We start from the raw sequence: 25,311 nt of genomic DNA on the forward strand, positions 1-25,311 counted from the left end.
GGTCTTACTCATCTGCTTTATGTCCCAAGGGCAGAGTACCGTCATCTCAGGTTGAGGTCACGATGTGGTGTGGGGCGAGAACGGAGTCTTGAGAATACCCAAACAAAAGAAAGGAGCTGACAGATATGGCAGCTATGAATATGAATCAGGAGCAGTTTGAGCAGGCGACCCGGGGCGAAAAGCCCGTTTTGGTGGATTTCTGGGCGCCTGGTGCGGCTATTGCCGGAGGATCGGCCCTGCGTATGAGAAGATTGGAGAGGAATACGCGGACAGCCTCGTTGTCAGCAAGATCAATATTGACGAGGAGCCGCGGCTGGCGGGGGCCGAGGGGATCGAGGTCATCCCAACTCTGGTGCTGTACCGGAACGGAAAGGCCGTGGATTCCATCACCGCGCCCGGCTCAAAGGCAGAGATCGACCGCTTCATTCAGGAAGCCTTGGCGAAATAACGGAGGATTCAGATATGAACAACAATCATGTTTATGATATGCTCGTGGTGGGCGGCGGCCCGGGCGGCTACACCGCCGCCCTGTACGCGGCCCGGGCGGGGCTGGACACCGTCGTGCTGGAAAAGCTGTCTGCTGGCGGGCAGATGGCCCTGACCGAGCAGATCGACAACTACCCCGGCTTTGAGAACGGGATCGACGGCTTCTCTCTGGCGGAGAAGATGCAAAAGCAGGCGGAGCGTTTTGGGGCACGCAGCGAATACGCGGAAGTTCTCCGCATGGATCTGACGGCGGTTCCCAAGCTCGTGGAGACCAGCGAGGGGATCTTCCGGGGGAAAACCGTGGTGCTGGCCACCGGCGCAGACCCCAGAACGCTGGGCGTTGCCGGAGAGACGGAGCTGTTGGGCCGGGGCGTGGCCTACTGCGCCGCCTGCGATGGGATGTTTTACAAGGACAAAACGGTGGTCGTGGTGGGCGGCGGCAATTCCGCCGCGGCAGATGCCCTCCTTCTCAGCCGCGTGGCGAAAAAGGTGATCCTCGTCCACCGCAGAGACACCCTGCGGGCCACCAAGATCTATCACGAGCCACTGGAACAGACCGAAAATGTGGAATTCCGCTGGAACAGCACCGTTTCCGCGCTGCTTTCCGGGGACAGGCTGACCGGCGTACGCCTGCGGGACACCGTCACCGGTGAGGAAAGCGTGGTGGACTGCGACGGCGTATTTGTCAGCGTGGGCCGACAGCCCGCCACGGCGCTGGCGGTGGGTCAACTGGCGCTGGACGGCGGCGGCTATATCGTGGCCGGAGAGACCACGGAAACCAGTATTCCCGGCGTTTACGCCGTGGGCGACGTGCGGACGAAGCCCCTCCGTCAGGTGGTCACCGCCGTGGCGGACGGCGCGGTGGCAGTCCACATGGCGGAGAAATATATCGCGGAAAACCGATAAGGAAGGTAGATTGAAAAAGCCATGTTTAAGGTCAGGCCGGATACGACCGCAGTGGGGATGCCGACATATCTGCAAGGAAAACTGCCAGAGTGATGGCAGATAAGATCACCCATGTAAGATCGGGAGATATGTTGTCTCTCCATATCCAGTCCACGCAACAGTGAGCAACTGAACACGAAACACAGCCACAGATGTACTCTGCGGCTGTGCTTTTATGCATAGTACTTACGGAAAGGATTCGATGAGCAGATTTCTGTGATACGGATTTTGGATTCTCGCAGAGAGGAATTTCGATTGAGTAAAGCATATGAGCAGAAAATTGACGTGGTAAATGTCATTACTGCTCCAGAAATTGAAATGCTGATTATTCATGCAGAAGGAGCATATGATCAGTTTAAGCGTTCTGGAAAAAAACAAGCGAATTTTGTAAAACAAATCTTCGGATGCATGATGTGAAGTCGTATGAGATAGAATCGTCTTCGATGCCTCGTTGGGAAACCAACGAGGTATTTTTTTTGCCCCAATCCGACTGCATAGGACACTGAAAAAATCAAAACAAACCATATGTAGTCCTGCAAGGACAACCAAAGTGCGCCTACGAGGCCAACGCGAAACCGGAGGATTCTTGTTAAACTTACTTTGTAAGGACGAAAGTCCGGATGTCCCTTGAAAACTGAATACTCATTCTTCAGGTACATTCCTGTTTGGTCGAGCCATCGACTGCACGCCATGAAGCCCATCGGGGCGATAGCGGTTTCGCAGAAGCAAATGCCGGATTGCAACCGGCGGCGGTGCTAAAGCCAGACAGGGACAATGATACTTCCGTAATTCGCGGTCCGGCCATAAGGAAGGCGGGATGGTTAAATTCCAATGGAGCAGTGAAGCACACTGCCGCCTGTGAGAAATCCTACATCTCTGGGGTGATAAGAAAAAGTACAGAGAAACCATATTTTCAGAAAGCACTGCTGGGTGCTGTATCAGCATGATACCTGGCAGGCTTGTTCTTCCAGTTTTGGTAATGGCACAACCCGTCTAAGTGTATCTGATACGGATATTCTTAAACGAATTTCCATAATACCCTTGGCATATTTCCGCAGCTCTTTCTGAAAACCTACAGTGCTAAAGATGTAACTAATAAACCTTAAATCAGCATCTTCTGTTTCCTTGAAAACATAATAGACAGGGCTAACACATCCGAAATAATGGGATATGCCAACTGATCCGATTATGACATTCATACTGTTTCTCTTGATGATGTTGTCAAAATCGAATTTGGACAGAACATCCTGGACATTGGGAGAGAACCCAGCCAGATAGTCCCGGAAGTTGGCTTCGATGTTATCCGGGTCAGCCAGCAGCTTTTCAAATGTGAACTTGCTGGTATTGTAGAACTGATAACCGGAAGCCTTGGTCAGAAAGCCATCAATGACGGCCAGCTTCTTGACCTTTTCATACTGTGCCAAGACTGCTTCGTGGGTGGGAAGCAGACAGTCGTGGAAACGTTTAACCACGGTCATAGGAAGGATTACAAGTCCGTACTCATGGGGCTTAAAGGGGCCACGGAGCATATCTGCCACATTCCAGATCATCGTTGCTTTTTCTGCAATATTTACTCCTACCGCTTGGATTTTATCGTTAGACATCGTGTGTACCTCGATTCGTATTTTCTTTATGCACTGGCCTGGGTGCCTTCAAGTGGCTCCAGACCAATTATGAAGTCGGTAAGCAAAATAGCATTCAGAGAAGCTTTTTTGCTCGGATAGCTGTGATACCAGCTGTGAGAAACGCCATGCCGGTTCGGCACACCATCAACCACATCATCAACCTTATTGCACTGAGAAACAATGAAGGTATTAAAATAATCGCTGAAGATCTTGTCGTAGTCGTTTGCCTCGATCAGATCTTCCAGTTCTTTTTTAGTGATCGCCATCCTTTGCCGGTGACGATCCTGCATGGTAGCATTGTTTGCCTTTATGTAGATTAAGCCCTCCCACATAGTTGCCAAGCTGGAAATACACAGGGCATATTCACCACGGAGATGTGCTTCAAGAGCCTGTCCCAGAATTCGTTTGATATGTGGTTCTAAATCAGATTCTCTCCATATTCGCTTGATGAATTTGATTTCATTCTTGTCGTAATAGTCGAGAATGACCTTGTCGATACGCTTTTCTCGTCGCTTACTTGCACCTCGGCTTGTTGCCAGGATGTCCGATATTTCCGCTGTCATGGTAATATCCGCTGCCCAGCCAGCGTAGGGGAACCATTTGCATTCATACATAGCCGTCAAGTACGCTTGATTGAACTTCTTGTATCTCCCAAGAATATCCGGTTCCAGTGCAAGATTCTCCAACACAGAGCGCATTGGAGAGATGTCAATGCTCTGAAGCCAATCCATCACAGGCGAATGAATTGTCGCTGTAAGTGCAGACCCAAAGGAGCTTATAATTCCATGAACAGAATCCGCAAGTAGTTTTACCGCACTATTATTGAAAGACTGGAGCATCGCCGTCATCCCTAAATTGGCTTGTTCAAGCAGCGGATTCTTGAAAGTATAGTTGGGGACATTAGCGACTATTGCAAGTTCTCCTAAAGTCTGGATGGTACTACTGTGTTGTAGGGCATCTATTGCAGTACCTACGCTGGTAGCCAACTTCATAGCTTTACTCTGTTCAGCAATCGCTTTCATAGCTGGTGAAGGTTCTGAAATTGCATCCAACGCAAGCGTCGGAATCTCAAAATTGGGGATATGTGCAGTAGCACCTTCTGCGATTCGCTTGAGTTTTTCCTCTTGCTCCAGAATGGGCGCTAAACTATCTGCTATTTTTTTGCTGGCTTCCATACTTTCCAGCAACTGATCAGAAATAGGGTTATGTTCAAAATCTTTGATCGGGTGCTTATTTCGTTCATACATCAGGATAGTTGCGGGTACAACATCTATTTGCTCTGCAAGCTGTCTGGTAGTCAGAGACTTTCTCTGTCTGTAATACCTCAGATTGTCACCGGGCAGATTACTTGTGGGCTTTTCCTCAAAAGGTATCGTGACCTGGGCAAAAGCCTTCCTTGGTAAAATTGACACAACGATGTGTGATTGAAAATACCATTGCAAAGACGAATTATCATATTCATCTGGTATTTAGTGAACGGAAAATGTTGGAACAACCCGAAGTAAAGGTTGCTACCCGAAATATGTTTTATGATGAGCAGGGAAAGCATAGACGCACAAAGAAAGAGGTTTTAGACGAGAATGAGTGATATACAAGCATGTGCAAGGGAGATTGTGAATAAAGAAATGATTTATCAATAAGGAAGATGATATGGTGGAAAGCAAGTCTGAAAATGGCTTGCTTTTTACTTTAAAATGATGTTAAGTGATGATAAAGAAAATTGAATTTCACAAAGAAAATAAAAATAATCGGATTTTATGTTTTACATAAATTTAACACACTTTTGCTTTTTTCGAATTGATTATGTTAGGTCTTTTTGTTATACTGTACTACAATACTATTTGAGAGGAGGAATATTTAACATGGACGAAAGTGATAATGATTCTGAAGCGAACCAATTCAATAGAATTTTTATTTATATATCGCAAGGCATGGACTATGTATTCGGAACATAGACCATGTCTTTTGTTGCTTTTAAGTAAGTGTGATATTTAGATAATTTTATTGTAGAAAGGTTTTATTTATGAGTACATCAATTTTTATTCTTTTAGTAGTGCAGATTATTTTAATTATATTAAACGCGATTTTTGCGAGTGCAGAGATCGCTGTTTTATCAATGAATGAAACAAAGCTAGAACGAATGGCAGAACAAGGTAATGGTCGGGCAAAGAGATTAGTACGATTAACGCAAGAGCCGGCACGATTTCTTGCGACAATTCAGGTTGCAATCACATTGTCGGGATTTTTAGGAAGTGCTTTTGCAGCAGATAATTTCTCAGAACCTTTAGTTGATTGGGTTGTTGGGATGGGTGTGAATATTCCACGTTCTACTTTAGATACCATAGCTGTTATATTGATTACATTGATTTTATCATATTTCACGTTGGTTTTTGGCGAATTAGTTCCAAAGAGAATCGCAATGAAAAAATCTGAAGAACTGGCAATGGGGATTTCAGGATTGGTTACGGGAATCTCTATCCTATTTAAGCCAATCGTTTCATTTCTTTCAATATCAACCAATATTGTCTTGAGGATTTGTGGTATTGATCCAAATGAAGCGGAAGATCAAGTAGGTGAAGAAGAAATACGTATGCTTGTTGATGCGGGAAGTGAAAAAGGAACAATAGATCATCAAGAAAAAGAGTTTATTCAAAATGTTTTTGAATTTAATGATATTATGGCTGGTACGATTGCTACACATCGAACAGATGTGACAATATTATGGATGTCTGATGATGTGAAGGAGTGGGATGAAACGATCCACAATACACGACATACCCTTTATCCCGTCTGTGGAGATTCGATAGATCATGTTATTGGTATTTTAAATGCAAAAGACTATTTTAGATTAAAAGAAAAAAGTAAGGATATGGTTATAGATTCTGCAATTTCTGCACCATACTTTGTTATGGAAACTACAAAAGCAGATGTGCTTTTTAAAAATATGAAACAATCGAAGCAATCTATGGCGATTGTATTAGATGAGCATGGTGGAGTGGTTGGAATAGTAACTCTTTTTGATTTATTAGAAGAAATTGTTGGCGATTTAAACGATATTGAACCAATATCGTCGGAAGAAGAAACTGTTATTATAAGAATAAGCGATAACAAGTGGGAAGTGAAAGGAAATATACGATTAAGTGATATTGAAGACGCTATAGGTGTTACATTTACAGCAGAAGATTGTGACACATTTACTGGATTTGTATTTCAAAAATTTGGTATGGTACCAAAGGATGGGGATACAAAAATAGAATTAGAAATAGAAAATATGCATATAATCATTGACAAAATAAAAGAACATCAAGTTGAACATGCAATTATAGAAATTTTAGAATAAAATTTTGAAATGCATTTGAAAATTATTTTAGAAACAAGGGGATATATCAGAAGAGTACATATACATTTTCAAATACAACAGGGATAGAATGATGTTGCGATAAAAAAGAGGGAGACACACATTTGTTTAATCCATGAAGTCCAATTTTGCCGTTGACGGACGAACACATGCAGAGTACCGCAAGACCAAATCGGAAATGCAGGATTGGCTTGTGGCGCAGAAGATTATGCAGGAAAACCTGAAAGAGGACGAGCAGAAAAAGAGCAGCTGCATGAGCAGGAAGTGCGGCAGGAAGAAGAAAATAGACAAAGCAGTCGATGATGGAATGTCCGGTGCAGTGTGGGTGTAATGCTCATGCTGCACCGGGCTTTTTTCTTTGAAAATGATTTTTTATAATGTTGATCTTTGACTGCTCTTAACTCAAATATTGTATCTTAACTCAAAAAAAGTTATAATACAGAAAAAGAGTTAAGAATGCAGGTGATGACATGGAATATCTCGATAAAGTTCTTGGAGTCAAGGTTACCTATGAGGACGTAGAGTTTAAGCACGGAGTGACTGTCTTGGATGCGGCATATTTGATTCCATTTAAGGCAAAAGCATGGATGGATTTGACAGATCGTAAGGCCGCAGGAGAACATGTTGATAGCAAAAATATTAAGAAACATAACAGTATTTTGCGAACTCATTCCTCGAACAGATACAGAAGATATCCGTAACCCTCTGCTTTCATCTTTGCGTAAGGCACAAAGCGCAGGGCCGCACTGTTGATACAGTAGCGCACGCCATTGGGGACTCCGGATCGCCAGTGAACACATGACCAAGGTGAGAATCTCCGGCACGGCTTCTGACCTCTGTACGGCGCATGCCGTGGCTCAGGTCCTCCAGTTCCACCACGGCAGGCTCTTCAATGGGCTTTGTGAAAGCCGCTCAGCAGCAGTACCGCGGTGAGCAGAAGCGGCAATACTCTCCGATACATGGTGTATCCCTCCTTTCGGAGAAGATAAATTCGTTTGTCAGCCCATATCGGCGGCAAGAGCCTGGTCGATGAGCTTTTGCAGAGTCTCCGCCTGCTTCTTTTCCGTGATGGCGCCTACGATGGGTTCACCCACGATATTGCCGCTGCGGTCGACCACATAGGTGGTGGGATAGGCAAAGATGTTGGTGGTAAACTTTCCCGCCTCACCGTCGGAGTCAAAATACACATTCTGATAGGTGGCGCCCTTCTTGGCAAGCACATCCTTCGCCTCGGAAATTGCCGTTTCGTCGCCGTCCAGCGTGAAGGTGTTGACGCCGATGAGGGAGCCGCCCTTCTCCGCCAGTTCCTTGTTCAGCGCATCCAGCTCGGAAAGCTCGCCTACGCAGGGATTGCAGGTGGTGAACCAGAAATTCACCACGGTGACGGCGTTGGCGGAGAACAGCTCGTCGCTCTTCACCGTGTTGCCATCCAGGTCCTTGCCCTCAAAGACGGGAAATTTCTGCATACTGCCGTCATCAGGCGGCGTGGTCATGTCGCTGCCCGCGGGCACGCTCATAGCGCCATCCGTAGATTGCTGTGCCGCCTCGGGGTACTTTTTCTCTATCATGGTCAGCTTGTTTTCAATCTCGCGGATCTTCTCTGCCGCCTCCTTGAGCAGCTTCAGCTCATCCTCTGTAAACTGATCTTTGGAATCTTCGATGGTGTCCAACAAGAACTCACCATAGTTTTTGCCGTCCTCCTGCATGGTCATGCCCTTGTCGGCCGCTATGAAAACTTTTTCCCAAAGCGCTGTGTTCTCCGAGAGAATGGCATTTTCCTGCGCCATTAGCTCCTTGTGCATGGCAACCGCTTCCTCGGCATTCTTCGGTTCGCTACTCATTCCGTCCATTTTGTCTCCGCCCTTTGTGCCGCAGGCTGCCAGAGAGAGCACCATCAGTGCAGTAAGCAGCAGCGCCAGAATTCTGCCGGCAGTATTCGTCCTATTCATCTTCATTCGTTTTATTCCTCCCTGTTAGTGTTGTTTGTCTGTAGTGTTTCCGCTGCTTTTGCCTTATCTTTACCGTCTCCGAAGCCGTAGCGGAAGCACACGGCTTTCGTCGGACAGGCGCGGATGCACATTCCGCAGCGGATGCACTCGGTATGGTTGGGCGTTTTCGTCACATCCACATCCATCTTGCAGGCTCTGGCGCATTTCCCGCAGGAAACGCACTTATTCTTATCCACCTTCATCTGGAAGAGGGACACCCGGTTGAACAGCGCGTAGAACGCGCCCAGCGGGCAGAGCCACTTGCAGAACGGTCGGTAGAACAGTACGCTCAGCGCAATCACCGACAGCAGGATGCTGAATTTCCATGTAAACAGCTTGCCCAGCGCCGCCCGGATGCCGGAATTGGCAAGGGACAGCGGGATAGCTCCCTCCAGCACGCCTTGGGGGCAGAGGTATTTGCAGAAGAACGGGTCTCCCATGCCAACATCGTTCACAAGGAATGCCGGTAGCAGGAAAACCATCACCAGCAGGACAGCGTATTTCAGGTATGCCAGCAGTTTCAGCCTCTTTGTGGAAAGCTTCTTAGTGGGGATTTTGTGCGGCAGCTCCTGAAACCAGCCGAAGGGGCATAGAAAGCCGCAGATAAAGCGCCCCAGCAGCACGCCCAGCAGAATGAGGAAGCCTATGATATAGTAGGAGAAGCTGAACTTGGAAGACCCCACCACCGCCTGAAACGCCCCAATGGGGCAGGCCCCGGACGCCGACGGACAGGAGTAGCAGTTCAGCCCCGGCACGCAGACGGTCTTCCCCGCCCCCTGATACAGTCCGCCCTTGAGAAAGTTCGGCAGATGCAGGTTGGTCAGCAGCGTCGCCCCCGCCTGAATCCAGCCCCGGAAGCGGGACATGGTCTGTGAAACGCCTGAAAACTTTTTACCCAATGCCCACACACTCCAGACATAATTTGATTGCTTTGCTCAGCACTGTCGCCGCCTCGCCCCGCCAGACACCGAAGCACAGCATGGCGGCTCCGGCCATCAGCAGCACGATCTGCGCCGCTGCCTTTTTCTCGCAGCTCATTTTTCATCACCCTTTCCGATTTTCTGTCCCTATCATAGCGCGGGAGAGTTAAAGTCTCTGTTAAGAACGAAAACTTAACACAAACCTTATCTGTTTTTGCTATAATGAAAGCAACACAAAAACGAAGAAATAAAAAGGAGGGCTCTCATGCACCTTTTAGTAATTGAAGATGAACGCGCCCTGTGCGAGACCATCGTCCGCAGCCTGCGGCGGCTGGCCTACAGCGTGGACTACTGCTATGACGGGGAAAAAGCGCTGGCGCTTCTGGGCGTGGAACGATACGATCTGGTGCTTCTTGATCTGAATCTGCCGAAAAAGGACGGCATGACGGTGCTGCGCACCCTGCGGCAGACCGACCGGGAGACGCGGGTGCTGATCCTCTCCGCCCGCAGCGAAGTGGAGGACAAGGTGCAGGGGCTGGACGCCGGGGCGAACGACTATCTGGCGAAGCCCTTCCACCTTGCCGAGCTGGAGGCCCGCATCCGCAGCCTGACATTGCGGCAGTTCACCCAGCAGGATGTGCTGCTAAGCTGCGGAGGACTGACCTTTGACACCCGCTCCCGTACCGCCACCGTCAACGGGCAGGCGCTGACGCTCACCCGGAAGGAAACAGGAATCCTGGAATACCTGATGGTGCATCAAGGAAGGCCAGTAAGTCAGGAGGAGCTGATGGATCACGTTTGGGACAATAGCGTGGACAGCTTCAGCAATTCCATTCGCGTCCACATCTCCGCCCTGCGCAAAAAGCTCCGCGCCGTGCTGGGCTATGACCCCATCCGCAACCGCATCGGCGAGGGCTATCTGATGGGAGGTGAGGAGGAATGAAGCGGCTTTCCCTGCAGTGGCGCATCACGCTGATGTCCGTCCTGCTCATCGGTGTCACCTGCGTGGCCATGAATCTGCTGCTGTGCTCCTCCGGTGTGTATTATATGGACACCATTGCGGACAACTTACAAGGCGGCGGCACGGTGATCCTGAATGATGGCGGAGCGGCGAGCTTTGACCCACAGCTCATAGCCCCTGGCGAGGATCTGACGATCATTGTCGATGGGGTGCAGGGGCGCTTCCGCACCACCAACTGGTACATCACGGCGGCGATAACGCTGCTCAGCGGCATCCTCGCCTATTTCGTCAGCGGACGCGCTCTCAAGCCCCTGCGCAGCTTTACCTCGCAGGTGGAGCAGGTGCAGCTGAACAATCTTGCCGATATGAGGATCGATGAAGACGCTATTTCGGAGTTCCGGCAGCTGAGCCGCTCGTTCAACCAGATGCTGGAGCGGCTGAACAACGCCTTTTCCGCCCAGCGGCAGTTCACCGGCAACGCCGCCCACGAGCTGCGCACGCCACTGGCACTAATGCAGGCGCAGTTGGAGCTGTTTTCCGCGGAGCATCCTGATGTGCGACCGGAGACGGCGGAGTTCCTCACGCTTTTGCGTGAGCAGACGGAACGGCTGATACAGATGACCAGGACACTGCTGGAGATGAGCAATCTGAAGCAGGTGGCGCGGAACGAGCGGATCCAGCTCGCTCCCATGATCGAGGAGATCTTCACAGATCTTGCGCCGCTCTCAGATAAGCTCGGCGTCACGCTGACGGCGGAGGGCGACGGCATTATGACCGGCAGCGATGCACTGATTTACCGGCTGATCTTCAACCTGACGGAGAATGCTGTCAAGTACAACCGGCCGGGCGGCTCGGTACGGGTTTCTGTCACTCAGGAGTTGGAAAAGCTCCTGCTCCGCGTCTCCGACACCGGCTGCGGCATCCCGGAGGTGTATCAGCGCAGTATCTTCCAGCCCTTCTTCCGGGTGGACAAGTCTCGCAGCCGGGAATACGGTGGCGCAGGACTGGGGCTCTCACTGGTATGGGAGATCGCCGACCTCCACGGCGGCTCCGTTTGGGTGGAGAAAAGTTCGGAGAAGGGCACTACCATTGCGGTGGGGTTGCCAACGCAACAATCAACGAAGCCCTAAAACACTTTTATTCGTTTTTCGCTGCTTCGCTTGCCGCCCTGCGGCGTCCCTCTCCGTATTTTCACGCTCCAATTCCGCCGCACGGAGCTTGCTGTGGACAGACTTATAATCAGAAATTTCCTGTTTCAAACTGTCAATCTCAGCCTTGAGATTTGCAATTAGCTTGTTTGCCGCATCCACCGCCTTTTGCAGTTTGGATTCCTTTTTCTCTGCTGTAACGTACTTCTTTGCCAGAGTGGAAAGTCGGTCAAAGTCCTCACGCTCCACGGCAACTTTGGATGAGAAGGGAATGGATGTTGCCACGATTTTTTCTATAGACCGCACATCGCCCCGCTGATTCTGGATTTTTTCAATTTTGCTCCCAAGCGTTGCTGCCTGTTTTTTTCTGCTGACGGTTCTGCTCTGTGAATTCTGCCAGCCGCGCCTGTTCCTGCTGCACCTTGAACTGCGTCACCGTCAGATATTCCTCGGAGCTGCCGCGTTCGCCTCGCTCCACATGCGATTTAAAAAAATCCTGTTCAATATATGAATATGAGCAGGATTTTTCTATTTACAACGATATTTTTTACAATATTTCCTTCGATTATCCGGAAAATTTTTCACTGTAATGACTTTTCATATCCTCCCAGTCCATGAACAATACATAAAATACTTTGCCATATTGCTGGCTCTCAACAATTCTCCCATGGTCAAGCACAGACAGATACGATCCATCTGCTTTTCGTAAATGAAAGTGGATATAGTCATTTCCATTGCCATTATCAATCTGTTTCCAAATGCTTGCTTCTATCTTCTTCTTCTCATCTTCCCGTATCAGGTTGCTGAAACTTTTCTTTGTAAGTCTGAATAGTTCATCCATATCTTTATATCCGGCCATATGAAGAAACTCCTGATTTGCATAAAAGAGTTCATCATCTTCTTTGTCTGCTCTGTATATGATAAATGCTCCTGGAAGGTGCTCGGAGATATCCCTAAATGCAAATCCCAGTTGTTTACGAACCCTTAATTCAAGTCCTTCCCTATAAGCCATGCAGCCATTTTTTCCATGAAGTTTTATTTCGTAAAGGGCTGCATCTGCACAGCGCATAAGCTGTGAACGGTTAGACGCAAATGTCGGATATTCCGAATATCCAAGAGAAATATAAAATGGATATTCTTTTCCCTTATATGAAAATGTCTTTGGAGCCATAGTGAATTGCTGTAGCTTCTCTTTTACATCCTCGTAGGAATAATTTTTTAAAAGAATACAGAACTCATCTCCACCATTTCTTCCTAGTAACGCATCAGACGGGAAAAAAGCTTTCATACTGTCTGCCAGACTCCTTAATGCTTTGTCTCCGTAAACATGTCCATAGATATCATTAATAAATTTAAAATCATCAATATCAAGGAGTACAGCCACAAATTTCGCTTTCGGATTTTTATTAATCATCTTTTCTGCCAGTTCATCGAATCCATAGCGATTGTAAATACCTGTAAGAGAATCTGTGTGTGCCAGTATTTGAAATTTGTTTTTATTTTCTTTTGATACCAGCCACATCCGGGTAAGAGTTACCAAAAGCATGGTAATCGCAATAAAGAAAACACTGATTACTGCTATTAATGTATTGTTTCCCCAGCCATTTTCAGGCATTACTTCAAACTTCCAGTTCTCCGTTCCTATCGTAAAGTCATAGGAAACCGGATTCGTTAATTGACGATCTGACTGATAAATAATTTTATAATTATCACTCCATGGATTATCCGTTTTGGAAAGACTATATTCATATCCAAATTTCGAAAGCGCACTTGTCGCATCTGAAAAAATATCCGGAACACGAAGGATAACAATGGTAAATCCCCAAAAATATTCCTGCCCGTTTTCATCTTTCAGATAAATAGGATTGCGGACAGCAATTCCATATCCACCCTGTTTCAATTCAAAAGGTCCCTGTGTAACGATTGTATGATGATCTCTTGCATATATGGAAATTTCACCACGTTCTTTATCATGAATCAGATCAATCTTACCTGCCTCATTTCCATCGGCCGGATAAATATCCGTTACAATACCAGCCGGAGCAAGCTGTACGCTTTCAACAGAATCCGACATAATATTTTTTGCAATTGTGTCAAATTGATTGATTTCTCCAGTTCCGCTGATCAAAAGCTGTTTCAGAACATCTGTAATCTCTATTCCATTTATAATCTCATTCTCTATACGTTCTCCATAGGTTGTTGCATTTAATTGTGCTGTTGTGCGGCTCTGCTCTTTTTCATGAGTATCTGTGTTGTATACGACTAAACTAACAAGGCATATGCCCATTAAAAAAACGAGAAGAGGCACAAGTGTCTTTTTTTTCACCTGATTCACCTCGTTTTATCTCAGTCGAGAAGACTCCCACCTCTTCAGGTGGTGAGTAATAGCAAATTTGTCTCAGTGGGAGTTGGGTCTCTGACTGATGTTTTTATAATTAAGCATTATATCACGGAAGTAAAAAAATTGAATAAATTTTGCCCAAAAAGTTATAGAACGTTTTTACATTGTACTGATAACGTTTTCCTTGCGTACAATGGAAAAGAGAAGTAGTGCTCCTAAACAAATAAAAAAAGTACAGTTTGATTGTTGGATTGCTTGTTTTTATGGCATCTTTTCTTTTGGAATTCAACATGGCGGTTACGCTTCTTTATGGACAGCCGACTGAACAAAAATGGCGGAACGCTTATTTTCACTACGCATTATCCGGAACTGCTGGATGAATATGACCGAAATGACGGAATTTGTATTGTAAGAAACCGTAATGGCATTACAGCAGAAAATTTGAGCCATATATTGAAACGTAATGATATTAAAAAGAGTGATGCCTACCAGAGCGGTTTCCTTGAGGGAACAACGCCAGCATATGAAGCGTATATGCGCTTGAAGAAAAGCCTGGCTGCTTCAATCAATTAAGGAGGCAGCAGAATGGAATTAGCAAAATATAAGGCGTGTATATGTGAAGGATCTGCCGAAGAAGCTATTATCGACATACTGGTTGATAATGATCTTCTGATTTTCAAAAGAGAAGAAATGTTGGAAGAATGTGTTATCCGTTGCAGAAGTGCTAAACGATTCGAGGAGCGATACTTACGGAAAGGATTTGATGAGCAGATTTCTGTGATACGGATTTTGGATTCTCGCAGAGAGGAATTTCGATTGAGTAAAGCATATGATCAGTTTAAGCGTTCTGGAAAAAAACAAGCGAATTTTGTAAAACAAATCTTCGGATGCATGATGTGAAGTCGTATGATTTTGTGAAGCAGTATTTCAGTAACCCACAGCTCCTGGTGAAAGCTATAAAAGAGTATCGCAGAACAGCAAATATCCCCAAAGGAGAATACAGCTTGTCTGATTTGCTGAGATGAGCTTTGCTTTTTTAATACATTGGCCGTGACTCAAATGGTCACCAGGAGATAAACGGTTACCAGTTTACAGAAAACAGAATAGAATCGTCTTCGATGCCTCGTTGGGAAACCAACGGGGTATTTTTTGCCCCAATCCGACTGCATAGGACACTAAAAAAGTCAAAATGAACCGTAGGTAGTCCTGCAAGGACAACCAAAGCGCGCCTACGAGGCCAACGCGAAAACGGATGTTCCTTGAAAACTGAATAGCTTATATGCTACCCATATTCGTAGGAGAATATTTCATCATTCTTTATCGTTTAAATATTGAATATACTCGTTTCCCCATATTTCCAACTCCTTCAGTACTTTCCTGAATTTTTCTCCAATATCACTTAATTTGTATTCTACTTTTGGTGGAATCTGCTGATATTCTATGCGTTCAATCAAGCCTTCTTCTTCCAACTTTTTCAGCTGTCTTGATAGCGTTGTATGTGTCATTTCTTCTGGCATTTTTCTTTGTAATTCATTAAACCGGATGGGGCCATCTGTTAACAAATACATAATATACATAGACCATTTACCTGTTAAAACTTTTTGCGAAGTCACATACGGGCAAAGCCCAAATAGATTTTTCTTTTCCATATATACGTTCCTTTCTGATACCAGTATCGTAAAATATCGTACTTGTTTGTTTTCTCCTATGATATATAATTATACGCATAAAAAATAAAAATACAATTTGTTTTCAGGAGGATTTTGAAATGAATGACGTAGTAAAATATTTGCAGGAATGCGGAACTTTTTATCTTGCCACGGTAGAAGGAGACCAGCCACATGTACGCCCATTTGGTGCTGTATGTGAATTTGAAGGAAAACTTTATATTGTAACGAATAATAAAAAAGATGTTTACAATCAGATGAAAGTAAATGGAAAAGTTGAAATGTGTGGAATGAACAAAGGTACTTGGATTCGTGTGAAAGGTGCAGTAAAAGAAGATACTCGCCGTGAAGCTCGTGTAGCCATGATGGAAGCAAATAAAAATGCTCTCCAGTCTATGTATACGGTTGATGACAATTTGATGACGGTATTCGTTTTTGAAAGTGGCATCGCAACTATTTATTCATTCACAGAAGAACCGAAGGTTATCAATCTGTAAAATTTTGAGTAATGTACATTACGGTTTGTCAGACTGGAAATTCCCCGGCTGATGTTTGGCGCTGCGGGCGGCGGCACATATTCTTTATTATCCGGAAGCGTGGTATACGCTGCACATAGACGCACCTGAGGGAGGAACGAAAATGGAAACTGAAAAAGTATATGCCATGCCATTTGCAAAAATATATCCCATGCTGGTGGATGAGCTGGCTAAGGGCAAAGTGATGGAGAAGATCAAGCGGAGAAACAAATGAGGGAGGGGAAAGCAGCCTATTACACACCGACAGAGAATGTGGTATAATCCTTGAGGAAACATTGTATGGAAAGGACAAACACGATGAACGCTCTGGATATTATGAAACGCCCTGCCGCCTACGTAAGCGGCTATGAAAACACCCCCACGGAGGAACAGAACCAAAGCAACTGTGCTGGGAGTACAACCGCACCGCTCCCAACGAACAGGAAAAGCGGCGCAGCATCCTGCAGACCCTGCTGGGCACCTGCTCTCCCATGACCGGCATTCAACCGGATTTCCACTGTGACTATGGCTTCAACATCCATACCCACGGCTTGGCGGTCATCAACTATAACTGTGTCATTCTGGATACCTCTCCGGTAAACATCGGAGCAGGTGCCTTTATTGCCCCCGGCGTATGCCTTGCCTGCTCCGGTCATGCCATCGACCCGGAGCAGCGCAGCCACGGCATTGGAACCTCAGCACCTATTACGCTGGAGGAAAACGTCTGGATCGGTGCAAATTCCACCGTCTGCGGCGGCGTTACCATCGGGGCAGGCTCGGTTATCGGGGCGGGAAGCGTCGTCACCCATGACATTCCCGCCGGTGTCATCGCAGCAGGGGTGCCCTGCAAGGTGATCCGCCCCATTACCGAAAAAGATAAGTTCAAGCCGGAGGATATTCTGTTCTGAGAAATTCAGATCGGAAACGCTGAAAAAACATACGCACAAGCTCTCCGGGGACATTTTTGTTTTTCGCCATGCTTTTCTGCGGGGAGAAGGCATGTTATACTGGGAATGACAATTCGGGATTTTTCATTACAGTGTTTTGCTAAAGGAATCCAATGGAGCTATACCCTGGATTTTTCTGTATTCTCTGGGTGACATTTTGACGATAGACTGAAAAGCGCTTGAAAACTTTCCCTGGGTTTGGTAGCCTACCTGGGAAGCAATATCCGCGATAGTGTCATTTGTTTCTCGTAATAATTTCATAGCCTGACGCACTCGAAATTCCTTCATATAGGTGGCGATAGGCTGACCGTAGACTGCCTTGAATATCTCCTTTAGAGTGGAGGTATTTATCAAATACTGTTTGGAAAGTTCTGCAATCGTAAATCGTTGCTCCAAGTGCTCTGTCAACTGTTGATGAATTTCTTTTATCAATTCGGTTTGCTGGGAGAAGTATTGAGTCAATTCTTTATGCTCCGATTTCATGTTGCTCAAATAAATCAAAATTTCCAGCACCTTCAATTTCAAGAGGGAATTTCGAACGGACATAGGAGCAGAAAAGAGTGGGGCAAAAATATGCTCTAAATCGGAACAGGACGGGATTGCGGATGGCTTTCCGGAGCAAAATCGATTCTGTAACTGGTCTGCTTCCACACCGGCATTCTTTAAAACTTCTGGGCAAATGGAAGAGAGCTGTTTCAGATCCACGGAAATGGAAATTCCCTCTGAATATCCTAGGGGAAACATCATGGCGGAATCCGCGCAGCAGGCCATACTGTGTGCTGTCACATCACCTGTACCTAAATAGACGGCAGTACCGCCTTGCATATTCCAACCTACGCGACCACTGCGACAATAGTAAATTTCTAAAACAGAATCCGAAGCATTATGCCGAAACTTGACCTCTGAAGCAAGAAAAACATTGAAGGATACCTCTATTCCAAGAAAAGTTTCATATGCCTCCATACACCCTTTTCCAGCGGTAACCGCTCGAAACTGTTCTCCAAAGAGTGTAGTACCCGTTCCACCAGCCCGGCAATGCTTCAAGGCGAGGGTGCCGTTTGGGATCTTTTGAAGTTTTTGAGCGATAACTTTGGATTCTTCTTTTTTCATGGCGTTCCTTTTTGTTTTTCTACTTGCGACGGACAGGCGATTTTTACAAGCCACTCAATCATGTGGTGGAAATTTCGGGCCTGCTCGGTATCAGCTGCTTTATAATAGACCTCTTTTCCGTCCCGGCGGCTAACGATCAGACCCGCTGATTTCAACTGCTTGAGATGGTGAGAAACTGCAGGACTGCTCATATTTACCATGGCTGAAAGATTGATAACACATTCCTCACAGTGGCAAAGCAACCAAAAAATGCGAATACGGCTGCCATCTCCCAGCTGCTTGAAAATATCAGCTACGGTTTGAAAGTTTTCTACGCTGGGCATATATTCCAGCTCATGCTCGATAGTTTGTCCGTGGTCGTGGGGTAAGTGGTTCTGAATCATTTAGCACTCCTCCTTGAAGTCTATCTTATCATAGACCGGAGAGAAAAGAAACTTTACTTCTGAGATGTTTCTGGTTCAGGGCCAGCGTCATGGGTGTAATCCAAGATACGGACACCATCGCCTACCTCTTTCTGCACCAGCTCCCGCATACGCTTAGCAAAAGGACAGGGGTAACCAATGGGAGTCCCTTTGCTGATGCAAGAAGCAAAAGCAATGGTGTCAGCGCCCTGTTCTACCAGAGAACGGGCCCGCAGCACCGCTTTTTTTCCGGGGCAGCCGCCGCAGTTGATGAAGCCCACTAACTGAATATCATCCTCTCCCATAAAAGCGCCTTTTCTCTCTCGGATTGTCCGAAAATCCCGGCTTCCGGGGCAGTAATCCTCTGTCTGCATACAACGAATAATGCCAAGTTTCATATTAGTTTCCTCCTTGATTTAGGGTCTGCCATTCAGATTTGGCCGGTCCATTGTCTATTATTATGTAACCAGATTTTCCAACAGCTGGATGGAAATGTCCTCGTAGTAGCGATCCTCTTTAATCATTCACAAAATACGGGTTATAGGCCTCTCCGGTTCTCAGTATAGCTCCGCAAGGAGGTTCTGTATTTCCCGTTCAGAAGAATTTTTGTCCCAAATGGAAGAGTTTCTGAAAATCAATCCATCATAAACGCTGCAAGAGCGTCCCTTCTAACTTCATGTGATATTGTTCCAGTACATCTTTCAGTGTAATTTCTTGCATTCTTTGTTCCGCTGTTTTTTGAATGTCCAAGTAAAAATCCCGCAGCACCAGTTGGATATTTACACCCACGCCACAAGCGGGGTTGGTGTGGATGTCCTGATGGAGCAGGGGCTTGTTGCCCTCTACGGCCCGATAGGCATCCAGCAGAGTGATTTTCTCCGGCTCACGAGCCAGAGCGGGTCGGGGATGTCCCTTCACGCTGACCAGCAGTCCTCCCTTCCGCAAGGAGGACATGAGCTGGCGCACATAGGCAGGATTCGTCTGAATGCTCTCTGCCAGCTTGTTACTGGTTAGGTCGCAGTCTGGGTACAGAGCGATAAAAGTCAGAATGTGAACAGCATCGCTAAGGCGGGTTGGATATTTCATGGACGGATCTCCTTTTTTGCTTTGATGTTATTTTTATTATAACAGCATATTGACAGCGATGCAAGAGGATGCTAAGATGATTTGAAGTAAGAATAAAAATAACACCCACTCGAAAGGAATGGTGACAATGAACTTCTATGATGATTTGGTCATGCAGACCCAGATGAATTACTCGAGGTACTATCATATCTATGCTTCCGGCAGTACGCCTTATCAGCTGACTGACAAAAAGCCGCTGCCGTATAGCGAACAGATCCATCGTTTGGTACAGGAGGTAAAGGAAGCTGACTGTGTAGTAGTGGGCGGGGCCTCCGGCCTGTCCGCTGCCGGTGGCGGAGATTTTTACTACGAGGACAACGACTCCTACCGCAAATACTTCCGACCTTTTGCCGAGAAATACCACTTCAAAGGTGCTTTTGCAGGGATGATGCACCCCTGGAAGACAAGGGAAGAGTATTGGGGGTATCTCGCCACCTTCCTTCACACCACCCAGACCGCCCCTGTGCGTCATTCCTATTTGGATTTAGACGCTTTGCTGAAAGGCAAGGACTTCTTCATCCTCACCACGAACCAGGATACCCAGTTTGTCAAACTCTACCCGGAGGAGAAGGTGGCGGAGATCCAGGGGGATCACCGCTTCTTTCAGTGTGCCGCCTGCTGTACCGATGACACCTGGGATGCGGTAAAGCCGGTGGCTGATATGGTAGCTGCTATGGGGGAGGGCACGAAGATTCCTACGGATCTCATTCCCCGGTGCCCCCACTGCGGCGGTGAGGCATTCCCCTGGGTGCGAGGATATGGGAATTTCCTGCAAGGAAAGAAATACGAAGAACAGTACGAAAAAATTTCTCGCTATGTGCTGGAACACAAAGACAGCAAAATTCTGTTTCTGGAACTGGGCGTTGGCCGAATGACTCCTATGTTTATCCAAGAACCTTTCTGGAACATGACCCTCAGCTTTCCCCATGCTCGATATATTGCTATCAACGATAAGTATGACTTCCTGCCCAAGCAGTTGGAGGACAAGGGCATGACCATTGTGGCCGACATTGCTCAAGTGCTACGGGATGCACGGAAACTCTGGCTGCCCTCCGGCAGGAGCGATCCATCGCAGCAACCATAAAATAGAAAGGAGCGAACGAATATGATTGATTGGAACCCTATTGCGGAAAAATTCAGAGAAGCGGACGCTATCCTGATCGGGGCCAGTAACGGCCTGTCCATCACCGAAGGACTGCATTTGTTTGCGGACAATGCAGCCTTTGATGAATTGTTTGGAGATTTCAAACAAAAATACGGCTTACATTGTATTTTGCAGGGCATGATGGCCGGATGGCCCCGTGAGGAGGAAAAATGGGCCTTCTGGGCCCGGCTCATCCATCATTACTGTGGGCAGTACCAGCCTACGCCGGTGATGAACGATTTGAAGGCCATTGTGGGAGAGAAGGATTACTTTGTCGTCACATCAAACGGAGAAGGTCACTTTGAACGGTGTGGCTTCGATCCGACGAAAATCTATGAGATTGAGGGCAACTGGTTTACGATGCAGTGTGCCCGCCCCTGCCACGACACCCTCTATTCAAGTTTAGAGGTGGTCGAAAAATTATCGACTGCCGAACAGGGCGGCCATGTGCCTACAGAGTTGGTGCCGCGCTGTCCCAAGTGCGGAGGTCCCATGGACATCCACATGGGCGCGGGTCAGAGAATGATTTCGGATACCGCAGCGCAGGCACGGTTCCAAAACTTTCTGAAAACCTACCACGGGAAGAAACTGGTGGCTCTGGAGCTGGGCATTGGCTGGCGCAATCAGCTGATCAAGGCTCCGATGATGCGCCTGGTGGCCGGCGAGCCAAACGCCACTTATGTGGCCATCAATCTGGGGGAGATCTACATTGCGGACAATATCAAAGAGAAGTCCTCGGACTGGACGGGCGGCTGGATGAGCTGCTGCCTGCTCTCCGGGAGGCGTGCGAGGCATGAAGTTTGTGGGGACCATAATCATCTATGCCTATTTGCAGGCGGTGGGAGCTATCAACTCTCATGAATCAATTTGCTTTCTGAATCCTTTGCAGCAGTAGAAAATGCAGAAAATAAAACGCCGGGAAGTTGACTCAAATTGTCAATGCCTCCCGGCTTTTTACCGGGTACTGGAATGTGCCGATAAAAGCTGCATTTTGCCCAAACAGAAGAACCCTTTTCCCGAATAGCAGGATATGGGTTCAAAGCGTTGACGAGGACGGTTTTCCTGCGTATGATGAAGATACAATTAAACGATGATTTAATTGTTCTGACAACAGGAACAAATTAAGAGAGGAGATTTTCAAAATGAAAAAGACTTACAAAATCGATGTGGATTGCGCTAACTGCGCCAACCTGATGGAAGATGCCGCCCGCAAGACCAGCGGCGTACAGAGTGCTACGGTGAACTTTATGACCCTCAAGATGAACGTGGAGTTCGAGGAAGATCAGGATCCCAAGGCTGTTATGCAGGAGGTTCGCAAAGCCTGCAAGAAGGTGGAACCCGACTGCGAGATATTTCTGTAAGCCAGCGAAACGAAATGCCCTGTCGAGCGGCAGCTTGCAGGGCATTTTTTCTCTTAGATAAATAAACGAATAAGCAATTGTGAAAGGGGTAAAACGAAATGCAGGAGTATATCATCAACGGTCTGCTGATCGTGGTGGCTCTGCTGGCCGTGATCCTTCAGATCATCGGCATGCGGCCCTCCGCCGGTATGACCAAAAAACAAAAAGTGATGTTGTGGCGGATTCTGACTGCTACGGTTCTACTGTTAATTTTGCAGATCCTGGGCGCAGGCGCATTTGAAGTGTTTGGCTCGGCAGGCCGCTGGGTACGTCTGGCTGTGTTCCTGGTGGATTATCTGGTTATTGGCTACGACATTCTGAAAAAAGCCGGAAAAGGTATCCGTAACGGTCAGGTGTTCGATGAGCACTTTCTGATGGCGGTGGCTACGCTGGGGGCTCTGGCACTGGCTGTATATGAAAACGGCGACTATCTGGAGGCCATTGCGGTGATGCTGTTCTACCAGGTGGGCGAATGGTTCCAGTCCTACGCTGTGGGCAAGAGCCGCCGGAACATCAGTGATCTGATGGACATCCGTCCTGATTATGCCAATATCGAACGGGAGGGAAAACTGGAACAGGTAGACCCGGACGAAGTGGGTATCGGCACCATTATTGTGGTACAGCCCGGTGAGAAAATTCCTATTGACGGTACCGTAGTGCAGGGAGAATCCACTTTGAACACTGCCGCTCTCACTGGTGAAAGTTTGCCCCGTGAGGTCAAGACTGGCGATGAGATCATCTCCGGTTGTATCAACATGACAGGTTTGCTCCATATTCAGACAACCAAGGAATTTGGCGAGTCCACTGTCTCCAAGATTCTGGATCTGGTGGAGAACGCCTCCTCCCGGAAGTCCAAGTCGGAGGACTTCATTTCCCGCTTTGCCAAGATCTACACTCCTGCGGTGTGCTATGCCGCGCTGGCGCTGGCTGTATTGCCGCCGCTGGTACGGATGTTTGCCATGGGGCTGGATGCAGGCTGGGAGACCTGGATCTATCGTGCGCTGACCTTCCTCGTTGCCAGTTGCCCCTGCGCTTTGGTCATTTCCATTCCTTTGTCCTTCTTTGCAGGAATTGGCGGAGCCAGTAAGGCGGGCGTTCTGGTGAAGGGGTCCAACTATCTGGAGACCCTGTCACAGGCTAAGATCGTGGTCTTTGACAAGACCGGTACTCTGACCCAGGGCGTGTTCGAGGTCAACGCCATCCACCACAACGAGATGGACGAACGCAAGCTGGTGGAGTACGCGGCCCTGGCAGAGAGCGCTTCCAGTCATCCCATCAGCAAGAGCTTACAGAAAGCCTATGGCATGGAAATTGACCGCAGCCGTGTAACCAATATTCAGGAGCTCAGCGGCAACGGTGTCATCGCCACAGTGGATGATCATCAGGTCGCGGCTGGAAACGACAAGCTCATGAATCGTCTGGGGGTCCAGGCTATTCCGTGCCACAGCGTAGGCACCATTATTCACATGGCGATTGACGGGAAATATGCCGGGCACATTGTTATTTCCGATATCGTGAAGCCTCACTCCAAGGAAGCCATTCAGACATTAAAGTCGGCTGGGGTTCGCAAGACTGTGATGCTTACTGGTGACGCCAAGAAGGTGGCTGATAGTGTAGCCTCCGCACTGGGGCTGGATGAGGTTTACAGTGAACTGCTTCCTGCCGACAAGGTGGAGAAAGTGGAGCAGTTGATTCAGAACAAGCCGGAGAAAGAAAAACTGGCTTTTGTGGGAGATGGCATCAACGATGCCCCGGTGCTTCGCCGGGCAGACATCGGCATTGCTATGGCGCTATGGGTTCTGACGCTGCCATTGAAGCTGCGGATGTAGTACTGATGGATGACGATCCAATGCAAATTTCCAAAGCAATCAAAATCTCACGCAAGTGCCTTGGCATCGTCTATCAGAACATCGTGGTGGCCATCGGCGTAAAACTGGTCTGCCTCGTGCTGGTCGCTCTGGGCTTCGCCAATATGTGGCTGGCCGTGTTTGCGGATGTGGGCGTGATGATTATAGCCGTCCTCAACGCTATCCGGGCACTGTTTGTGAAAAATCTTTAAAGTTCAGAAATAAACAAAAACAAAAGGGGGGACCCTTCCCGCATGAAGGCTTTATTTTAAATTGGTCCCTCAGAAGCATGTGTCAGTGAAGTTGCAGACAAACTGAATAGGTCAGAGTCCGCTGTTTCTCACCATATCCGTATTTTACGCATGAAAGGTTTGGTTCGCTGGCGCAGGAGTGGAAAGGCTATTTACTATGTTCTAAAACGCTTATTTTCACTACGCATTATCCGGAACTGCTGGATGAATATGACCGAAATGACGGAATTTGTATTGTAAGAAATCGTAATGGCATTACAGCATAAAATTTGAGCTATGCGGTGAATTTGCGGCAGTAGAGACCTTGGCAAGGATATGTAAAACGTATAAAGAAAAATACCCACGGATTCAGATTGAACTTCATACCGCAACAGCAGATACGGTTTATGAGATGATGAAAAAAGGACTTGTAGATAGAATTCAATATAAGCATTAGACATAATAAAATAATGGGTATAAAATAGATGTATAAGAGAAATTCAAATCTTATACATCTATTTTTATACAAGAAATTTGCAAAGAAAGGGGCTTTTTATTATGAGTAAAAAATTAGTGGCATTTTTCAGTGCAAGCGGAACAACAAAAAAAGTAGCAGAGATGATTGCAGAGGAAGCAAAAGCTGATTTATTTGAGATTGAGCCAAAAGTTCCATATACAAAGGCTGATCTTGACTGGATGGATAAAAAATCTCGGAGCAGTGTGGAAATGAGTGATAAGAAATACAGACCGGAGATTATGAAGAAAGAGATAGATATGAGCTCTTATGATGAAATCCTTCTGGGATTCCCTATCTGGTGGTATGTAGCTCCAACAATTATCAATACATTTTTGGAAGCCTATGATTTCAGCGGTAAAAAGATCGTTCTTTTTGCAACATCCGGTGGAAGTGGATTCGGTAATACTGTAAAAGAATTGCAGCCATCCGCACCAGAGGCTGTTATCACAGAAGGCAGTCTGTTAAACCGCGGAACAAAACAGAAAGTCAGTGAGTGGGTAAATTCTTTATAAACAGCAGTGTTATGGAAGTATACAGAATATGGAAAAAATGGTACAGACAGCAGGAAGAAATGCGCTTGGCGAATTTGCGCCGGAGTTTGCACATTTTAACGAAAGGGCATAATTTTTTCATTCG

28 protein-coding genes and 5 pseudogenes are annotated in these 25,311 nt (G+C 47.0%); 19 read left to right on the top strand and 14 right to left on the bottom strand.

Annotated elements, in window-relative coordinates; all coding sequences use genetic code 11:
- Positions 1–125 precede the first annotated feature (125 nt).
- The 3 genes and pseudogenes from DWX91_RS17880 (at position 126) to DWX91_RS17235 (ending at position 1,848) form a co-directional block, all read left to right on the top strand.
- Positions 126–448: pseudogene (locus tag DWX91_RS17880) on the top strand (thioredoxin domain-containing protein).
- 14 nt (positions 449–462) lie between these two features.
- Entirely contained in the window at positions 463–1,392 is a 930-nt protein-coding gene (trxB, locus tag DWX91_RS05455) for a thioredoxin-disulfide reductase (protein WP_117796825.1), read from the top strand.
- A 294-nt stretch (positions 1,393–1,686) separates the two neighbouring features.
- Positions 1,687–1,848, top strand: a complete 162-nt coding sequence (locus DWX91_RS17235; RefSeq protein WP_233430214.1) for a hypothetical protein — start codon at positions 1,687–1,689, stop codon at positions 1,846–1,848.
- Positions 1,849–2,369: 521 nt separating this feature from the next.
- Here the strand turns inward: DWX91_RS17235 and DWX91_RS17885 are convergent.
- Positions 2,370–3,035: a type I restriction-modification system subunit M N-terminal domain-containing protein gene (locus DWX91_RS17885; RefSeq protein ID WP_333491304.1), complete on the bottom strand. Its 666-nt coding sequence runs from the start codon at positions 3,033–3,035 to the stop codon at positions 2,370–2,372.
- Positions 3,036–3,061: 26 nt separating this feature from the next.
- A complete protein-coding gene (locus DWX91_RS16560; RefSeq protein ID WP_181357200.1) occupies positions 3,062–4,303 on the bottom strand; it encodes a hypothetical protein in 1,242 nt (413 codons plus the stop codon).
- A 776-nt stretch (positions 4,304–5,079) separates the two neighbouring features.
- Between DWX91_RS16560 and DWX91_RS05485 the strand changes: the two genes are divergently transcribed.
- From DWX91_RS05485 to DWX91_RS05495, 3 genes are all read left to right on the top strand, one after another.
- The gene (locus tag DWX91_RS05485; RefSeq protein WP_107000749.1) at positions 5,080–6,396 is read left to right on the top strand and encodes a hemolysin family protein; all 1,317 of its coding nucleotides are present in this window, start codon (positions 5,080–5,082) and stop codon (positions 6,394–6,396) included.
- Between the two features lie 211 nt (positions 6,397–6,607).
- A complete protein-coding gene (locus tag DWX91_RS05490) occupies positions 6,608–6,745 on the top strand; it encodes a hypothetical protein (RefSeq protein WP_233430213.1) in 138 nt (45 codons plus the stop codon).
- 139 nt (positions 6,746–6,884) lie between these two features.
- Positions 6,885–7,115 (top strand): hypothetical protein, encoded by a 231-nt coding sequence (locus DWX91_RS05495; RefSeq protein ID WP_107000748.1) that lies wholly within the window; start codon positions 6,885–6,887, stop codon positions 7,113–7,115.
- Here DWX91_RS05495 and DWX91_RS05500 read toward each other — a convergent pair.
- The 4 genes and pseudogenes from DWX91_RS05500 to DWX91_RS16565 form a co-directional block, all read right to left on the bottom strand.
- Positions 7,082–7,323 (bottom strand): annotated as a pseudogene (locus DWX91_RS05500) (peptide-methionine (R)-S-oxide reductase); the annotation flags it as partial. The gene DWX91_RS05495 and the pseudogene DWX91_RS05500 overlap by 34 nt on opposite strands.
- A gap of 89 nt (positions 7,324–7,412) precedes the next feature.
- Entirely contained in the window at positions 7,413–8,363 is a 951-nt protein-coding gene (locus tag DWX91_RS05505; protein ID WP_181357213.1) for a TlpA disulfide reductase family protein, read from the bottom strand.
- Between the two features lie 11 nt (positions 8,364–8,374).
- Entirely contained in the window at positions 8,375–9,268 is an 894-nt protein-coding gene (locus DWX91_RS05510; RefSeq protein WP_181357212.1) for a 4Fe-4S binding protein, read from the bottom strand.
- Between the two features lie 25 nt (positions 9,269–9,293).
- Positions 9,294–9,440 carry a CD1871A family CXXC motif-containing protein gene (locus DWX91_RS16565; RefSeq protein ID WP_181357199.1) on the bottom strand — a complete coding sequence of 49 codons (147 nt, stop codon included), beginning with the start codon at positions 9,438–9,440 and terminating at the stop codon, positions 9,294–9,296.
- 147 nt (positions 9,441–9,587) lie between these two features.
- On the opposite strand from DWX91_RS16565, the gene DWX91_RS05515 reads away from it, so the two are divergent.
- Together DWX91_RS05515 and DWX91_RS05520 are read left to right on the top strand one after the other, a co-directional pair.
- Positions 9,588–10,265, top strand: coding sequence for a response regulator transcription factor (locus tag DWX91_RS05515; protein ID WP_107000745.1), 678 nt, complete (start codon positions 9,588–9,590; stop codon positions 10,263–10,265).
- The gene (locus DWX91_RS05520; RefSeq protein WP_118538458.1) at positions 10,262–11,413 is read left to right on the top strand and encodes a sensor histidine kinase; all 1,152 of its coding nucleotides are present in this window, start codon (positions 10,262–10,264) and stop codon (positions 11,411–11,413) included. The genes DWX91_RS05515 and DWX91_RS05520 overlap by 4 nt, the downstream gene beginning before the upstream one ends.
- Here DWX91_RS05520 and DWX91_RS05525 read toward each other — a convergent pair.
- From DWX91_RS05525 to DWX91_RS05530, 3 genes are all read right to left on the bottom strand, one after another.
- A complete protein-coding gene (locus DWX91_RS05525) occupies positions 11,399–11,716 on the bottom strand; it encodes a hypothetical protein (RefSeq protein WP_147354386.1) in 318 nt (105 codons plus the stop codon). The two genes, DWX91_RS05520 and DWX91_RS05525, sit on opposite strands and share 15 nt — an antisense overlap.
- A gap of 46 nt (positions 11,717–11,762) precedes the next feature.
- On the bottom strand, positions 11,763–11,909 hold the full coding sequence (locus tag DWX91_RS16570; RefSeq protein ID WP_182435057.1) for a hypothetical protein: 147 nt from the start codon (positions 11,907–11,909) through the stop codon (positions 11,763–11,765).
- Between the two features lie 87 nt (positions 11,910–11,996).
- A complete protein-coding gene (locus tag DWX91_RS05530) occupies positions 11,997–13,757 on the bottom strand; it encodes a diguanylate cyclase domain-containing protein (RefSeq protein ID WP_118538480.1) in 1,761 nt (586 codons plus the stop codon).
- A 324-nt stretch (positions 13,758–14,081) separates the two neighbouring features.
- Here DWX91_RS05530 and DWX91_RS05535 point away from each other — a divergent pair, with 324 nt between their 5' ends.
- Both DWX91_RS05535 and DWX91_RS05540 read left to right on the top strand, forming a co-directional pair.
- Positions 14,082–14,345 carry a hypothetical protein gene (locus DWX91_RS05535; RefSeq protein ID WP_333489792.1) on the top strand — a complete coding sequence of 88 codons (264 nt, stop codon included), beginning with the start codon at positions 14,082–14,084 and terminating at the stop codon, positions 14,343–14,345.
- A gap of 12 nt (positions 14,346–14,357) precedes the next feature.
- Positions 14,358–14,672, top strand: a complete 315-nt coding sequence (locus DWX91_RS05540; protein WP_333489793.1) for a hypothetical protein — start codon at positions 14,358–14,360, stop codon at positions 14,670–14,672.
- A 410-nt stretch (positions 14,673–15,082) separates the two neighbouring features.
- Here DWX91_RS05540 and DWX91_RS05545 read toward each other — a convergent pair whose 3' ends face one another.
- Complete coding sequence (locus DWX91_RS05545) at positions 15,083–15,421, bottom strand: winged helix-turn-helix transcriptional regulator (RefSeq protein WP_107000743.1); 339 nt, start codon at positions 15,419–15,421, stop codon at positions 15,083–15,085.
- Between the two features lie 119 nt (positions 15,422–15,540).
- Between DWX91_RS05545 and DWX91_RS05550 the strand changes: the two genes are divergently transcribed.
- From DWX91_RS05550 to DWX91_RS05560, 3 genes are all read left to right on the top strand, one after another.
- Entirely contained in the window at positions 15,541–15,936 is a 396-nt protein-coding gene (locus DWX91_RS05550) for a pyridoxamine 5'-phosphate oxidase family protein (protein WP_107000742.1), read from the top strand.
- A 142-nt stretch (positions 15,937–16,078) separates the two neighbouring features.
- Positions 16,079–16,189 (top strand): DUF2200 domain-containing protein, encoded by a 111-nt coding sequence (locus DWX91_RS17240; RefSeq protein ID WP_147341939.1) that lies wholly within the window; start codon positions 16,079–16,081, stop codon positions 16,187–16,189.
- Between the two features lie 256 nt (positions 16,190–16,445).
- A complete protein-coding gene (locus DWX91_RS05560) occupies positions 16,446–16,862 on the top strand; it encodes a sugar O-acetyltransferase (RefSeq protein WP_412693834.1) in 417 nt (138 codons plus the stop codon).
- Positions 16,863–16,988: 126 nt separating this feature from the next.
- On the opposite strand, the gene DWX91_RS05565 is transcribed toward DWX91_RS05560, so the two are convergent.
- The 4 genes from DWX91_RS05565 to DWX91_RS05580 all read right to left on the bottom strand — a co-directional run bounded on the left by DWX91_RS05565 (position 16,989) and on the right by DWX91_RS05580 (position 19,498).
- A complete protein-coding gene (locus DWX91_RS05565) occupies positions 16,989–18,011 on the bottom strand; it encodes a helix-turn-helix domain-containing protein (RefSeq protein ID WP_118538462.1) in 1,023 nt (340 codons plus the stop codon).
- A complete protein-coding gene (locus DWX91_RS05570) occupies positions 18,008–18,394 on the bottom strand; it encodes an ArsR/SmtB family transcription factor (protein ID WP_118538464.1) in 387 nt (128 codons plus the stop codon). The genes DWX91_RS05565 and DWX91_RS05570 overlap by 4 nt, the downstream gene beginning before the upstream one ends.
- A gap of 53 nt (positions 18,395–18,447) precedes the next feature.
- A complete protein-coding gene (locus DWX91_RS05575) occupies positions 18,448–18,810 on the bottom strand; it encodes a CGGC domain-containing protein (RefSeq protein WP_107000739.1) in 363 nt (120 codons plus the stop codon).
- Between the two features lie 244 nt (positions 18,811–19,054).
- Entirely contained in the window at positions 19,055–19,498 is a 444-nt protein-coding gene (locus DWX91_RS05580; protein ID WP_107000738.1) for an Rrf2 family transcriptional regulator, read from the bottom strand.
- A gap of 127 nt (positions 19,499–19,625) precedes the next feature.
- Between DWX91_RS05580 and DWX91_RS05585 the strand changes: the two genes are divergently transcribed.
- The 6 genes and pseudogenes from DWX91_RS05585 (at position 19,626) to DWX91_RS05620 (ending at position 25,187) form a co-directional block, all read left to right on the top strand.
- Positions 19,626–20,621 carry an NAD-dependent protein deacetylase gene (locus DWX91_RS05585; RefSeq protein ID WP_182435058.1) on the top strand — a complete coding sequence of 332 codons (996 nt, stop codon included), beginning with the start codon at positions 19,626–19,628 and terminating at the stop codon, positions 20,619–20,621.
- A gap of 847 nt (positions 20,622–21,468) precedes the next feature.
- A pseudogene (locus DWX91_RS05595) lies at positions 21,469–21,576 on the top strand (DNA-3-methyladenine glycosylase I); the annotation flags it as partial.
- A gap of 247 nt (positions 21,577–21,823) precedes the next feature.
- Positions 21,824–22,042 carry a cation transporter gene (locus DWX91_RS05600; RefSeq protein ID WP_107000734.1) on the top strand — a complete coding sequence of 73 codons (219 nt, stop codon included), beginning with the start codon at positions 21,824–21,826 and terminating at the stop codon, positions 22,040–22,042.
- 188 nt (positions 22,043–22,230) lie between these two features.
- Positions 22,231–24,140 (top strand): annotated as a pseudogene (locus tag DWX91_RS05605) (heavy metal translocating P-type ATPase).
- Between the two features lie 316 nt (positions 24,141–24,456).
- Positions 24,457–24,594 (top strand): annotated as a pseudogene (locus DWX91_RS17245) (LysR family transcriptional regulator); the annotation flags it as partial.
- A gap of 122 nt (positions 24,595–24,716) precedes the next feature.
- Positions 24,717–25,187, top strand: coding sequence for a flavodoxin (locus DWX91_RS05620; RefSeq protein WP_107000731.1), 471 nt, complete (start codon positions 24,717–24,719; stop codon positions 25,185–25,187).
- Positions 25,188–25,311: the final 124 nt, after the last annotated feature.

This window comes from Clostridium sp. AF22-10 (assembly GCF_003478725.1).
GTDB classification, from domain to species: Bacteria; Bacillota; Clostridia; order Lachnospirales; family Lachnospiraceae; genus Otoolea; species Otoolea fessa.

Excerpts from the sequence above, each read along its gene's own strand:
- trxB (WP_117796825.1), top strand. The coding sequence starts at position 463 with ATGAACAACAATCATGTTTATGATATGCTCGTGGTGGGCGGCGGCCCG.
- DWX91_RS17885 (WP_333491304.1), bottom strand. The coding sequence starts at position 3,035 with ATGTCTAACGATAAAATCCAAGCGGTAGGAGTAAATATTGCAGAAAAA.
- DWX91_RS16560 (WP_181357200.1), bottom strand. The coding sequence starts at position 4,303 with ATGTATGAACGAAATAAGCACCCGATCAAAGATTTTGAACATAACCCT.
- DWX91_RS05485 (WP_107000749.1), top strand. The coding sequence starts at position 5,080 with ATGAGTACATCAATTTTTATTCTTTTAGTAGTGCAGATTATTTTAATT.
- DWX91_RS05495 (WP_107000748.1), top strand. The coding sequence starts at position 6,885 with ATGGAATATCTCGATAAAGTTCTTGGAGTCAAGGTTACCTATGAGGAC.
- DWX91_RS05505 (WP_181357213.1), bottom strand. The coding sequence starts at position 8,363 with ATGAATAGGACGAATACTGCCGGCAGAATTCTGGCGCTGCTGCTTACT.
- DWX91_RS05510 (WP_181357212.1), bottom strand. The coding sequence starts at position 9,268 with ATGTCCCGCTTCCGGGGCTGGATTCAGGCGGGGGCGACGCTGCTGACC.
- DWX91_RS16565 (WP_181357199.1), bottom strand. The coding sequence starts at position 9,440 with ATGAGCTGCGAGAAAAAGGCAGCGGCGCAGATCGTGCTGCTGATGGCC.
- DWX91_RS05515 (WP_107000745.1), top strand. The coding sequence starts at position 9,588 with ATGCACCTTTTAGTAATTGAAGATGAACGCGCCCTGTGCGAGACCATC.
- DWX91_RS05520 (WP_118538458.1), top strand. The coding sequence starts at position 10,262 with ATGAAGCGGCTTTCCCTGCAGTGGCGCATCACGCTGATGTCCGTCCTG.
- DWX91_RS05535 (WP_333489792.1), top strand. The coding sequence starts at position 14,082 with ATGGACAGCCGACTGAACAAAAATGGCGGAACGCTTATTTTCACTACG.
- DWX91_RS05540 (WP_333489793.1), top strand. The coding sequence starts at position 14,358 with ATGGAATTAGCAAAATATAAGGCGTGTATATGTGAAGGATCTGCCGAA.
- DWX91_RS05545 (WP_107000743.1), bottom strand. The coding sequence starts at position 15,421 with ATGGAAAAGAAAAATCTATTTGGGCTTTGCCCGTATGTGACTTCGCAA.
- DWX91_RS05550 (WP_107000742.1), top strand. The coding sequence starts at position 15,541 with ATGAATGACGTAGTAAAATATTTGCAGGAATGCGGAACTTTTTATCTT.
- DWX91_RS17240 (WP_147341939.1), top strand. The coding sequence starts at position 16,079 with ATGGAAACTGAAAAAGTATATGCCATGCCATTTGCAAAAATATATCCC.
- DWX91_RS05560 (WP_412693834.1), top strand. The coding sequence starts at position 16,446 with ATGACCGGCATTCAACCGGATTTCCACTGTGACTATGGCTTCAACATC.
- DWX91_RS05565 (WP_118538462.1), bottom strand. The coding sequence starts at position 18,011 with ATGAAAAAAGAAGAATCCAAAGTTATCGCTCAAAAACTTCAAAAGATC.
- DWX91_RS05570 (WP_118538464.1), bottom strand. The coding sequence starts at position 18,394 with ATGATTCAGAACCACTTACCCCACGACCACGGACAAACTATCGAGCAT.
- DWX91_RS05575 (WP_107000739.1), bottom strand. The coding sequence starts at position 18,810 with ATGAAACTTGGCATTATTCGTTGTATGCAGACAGAGGATTACTGCCCC.
- DWX91_RS05580 (WP_107000738.1), bottom strand. The coding sequence starts at position 19,498 with ATGAAATATCCAACCCGCCTTAGCGATGCTGTTCACATTCTGACTTTT.
- DWX91_RS05585 (WP_182435058.1), top strand. The coding sequence starts at position 19,626 with ATGAACTTCTATGATGATTTGGTCATGCAGACCCAGATGAATTACTCG.
- DWX91_RS05600 (WP_107000734.1), top strand. The coding sequence starts at position 21,824 with ATGAAAAAGACTTACAAAATCGATGTGGATTGCGCTAACTGCGCCAAC.
- DWX91_RS05620 (WP_107000731.1), top strand. The coding sequence starts at position 24,717 with ATGAGTAAAAAATTAGTGGCATTTTTCAGTGCAAGCGGAACAACAAAA.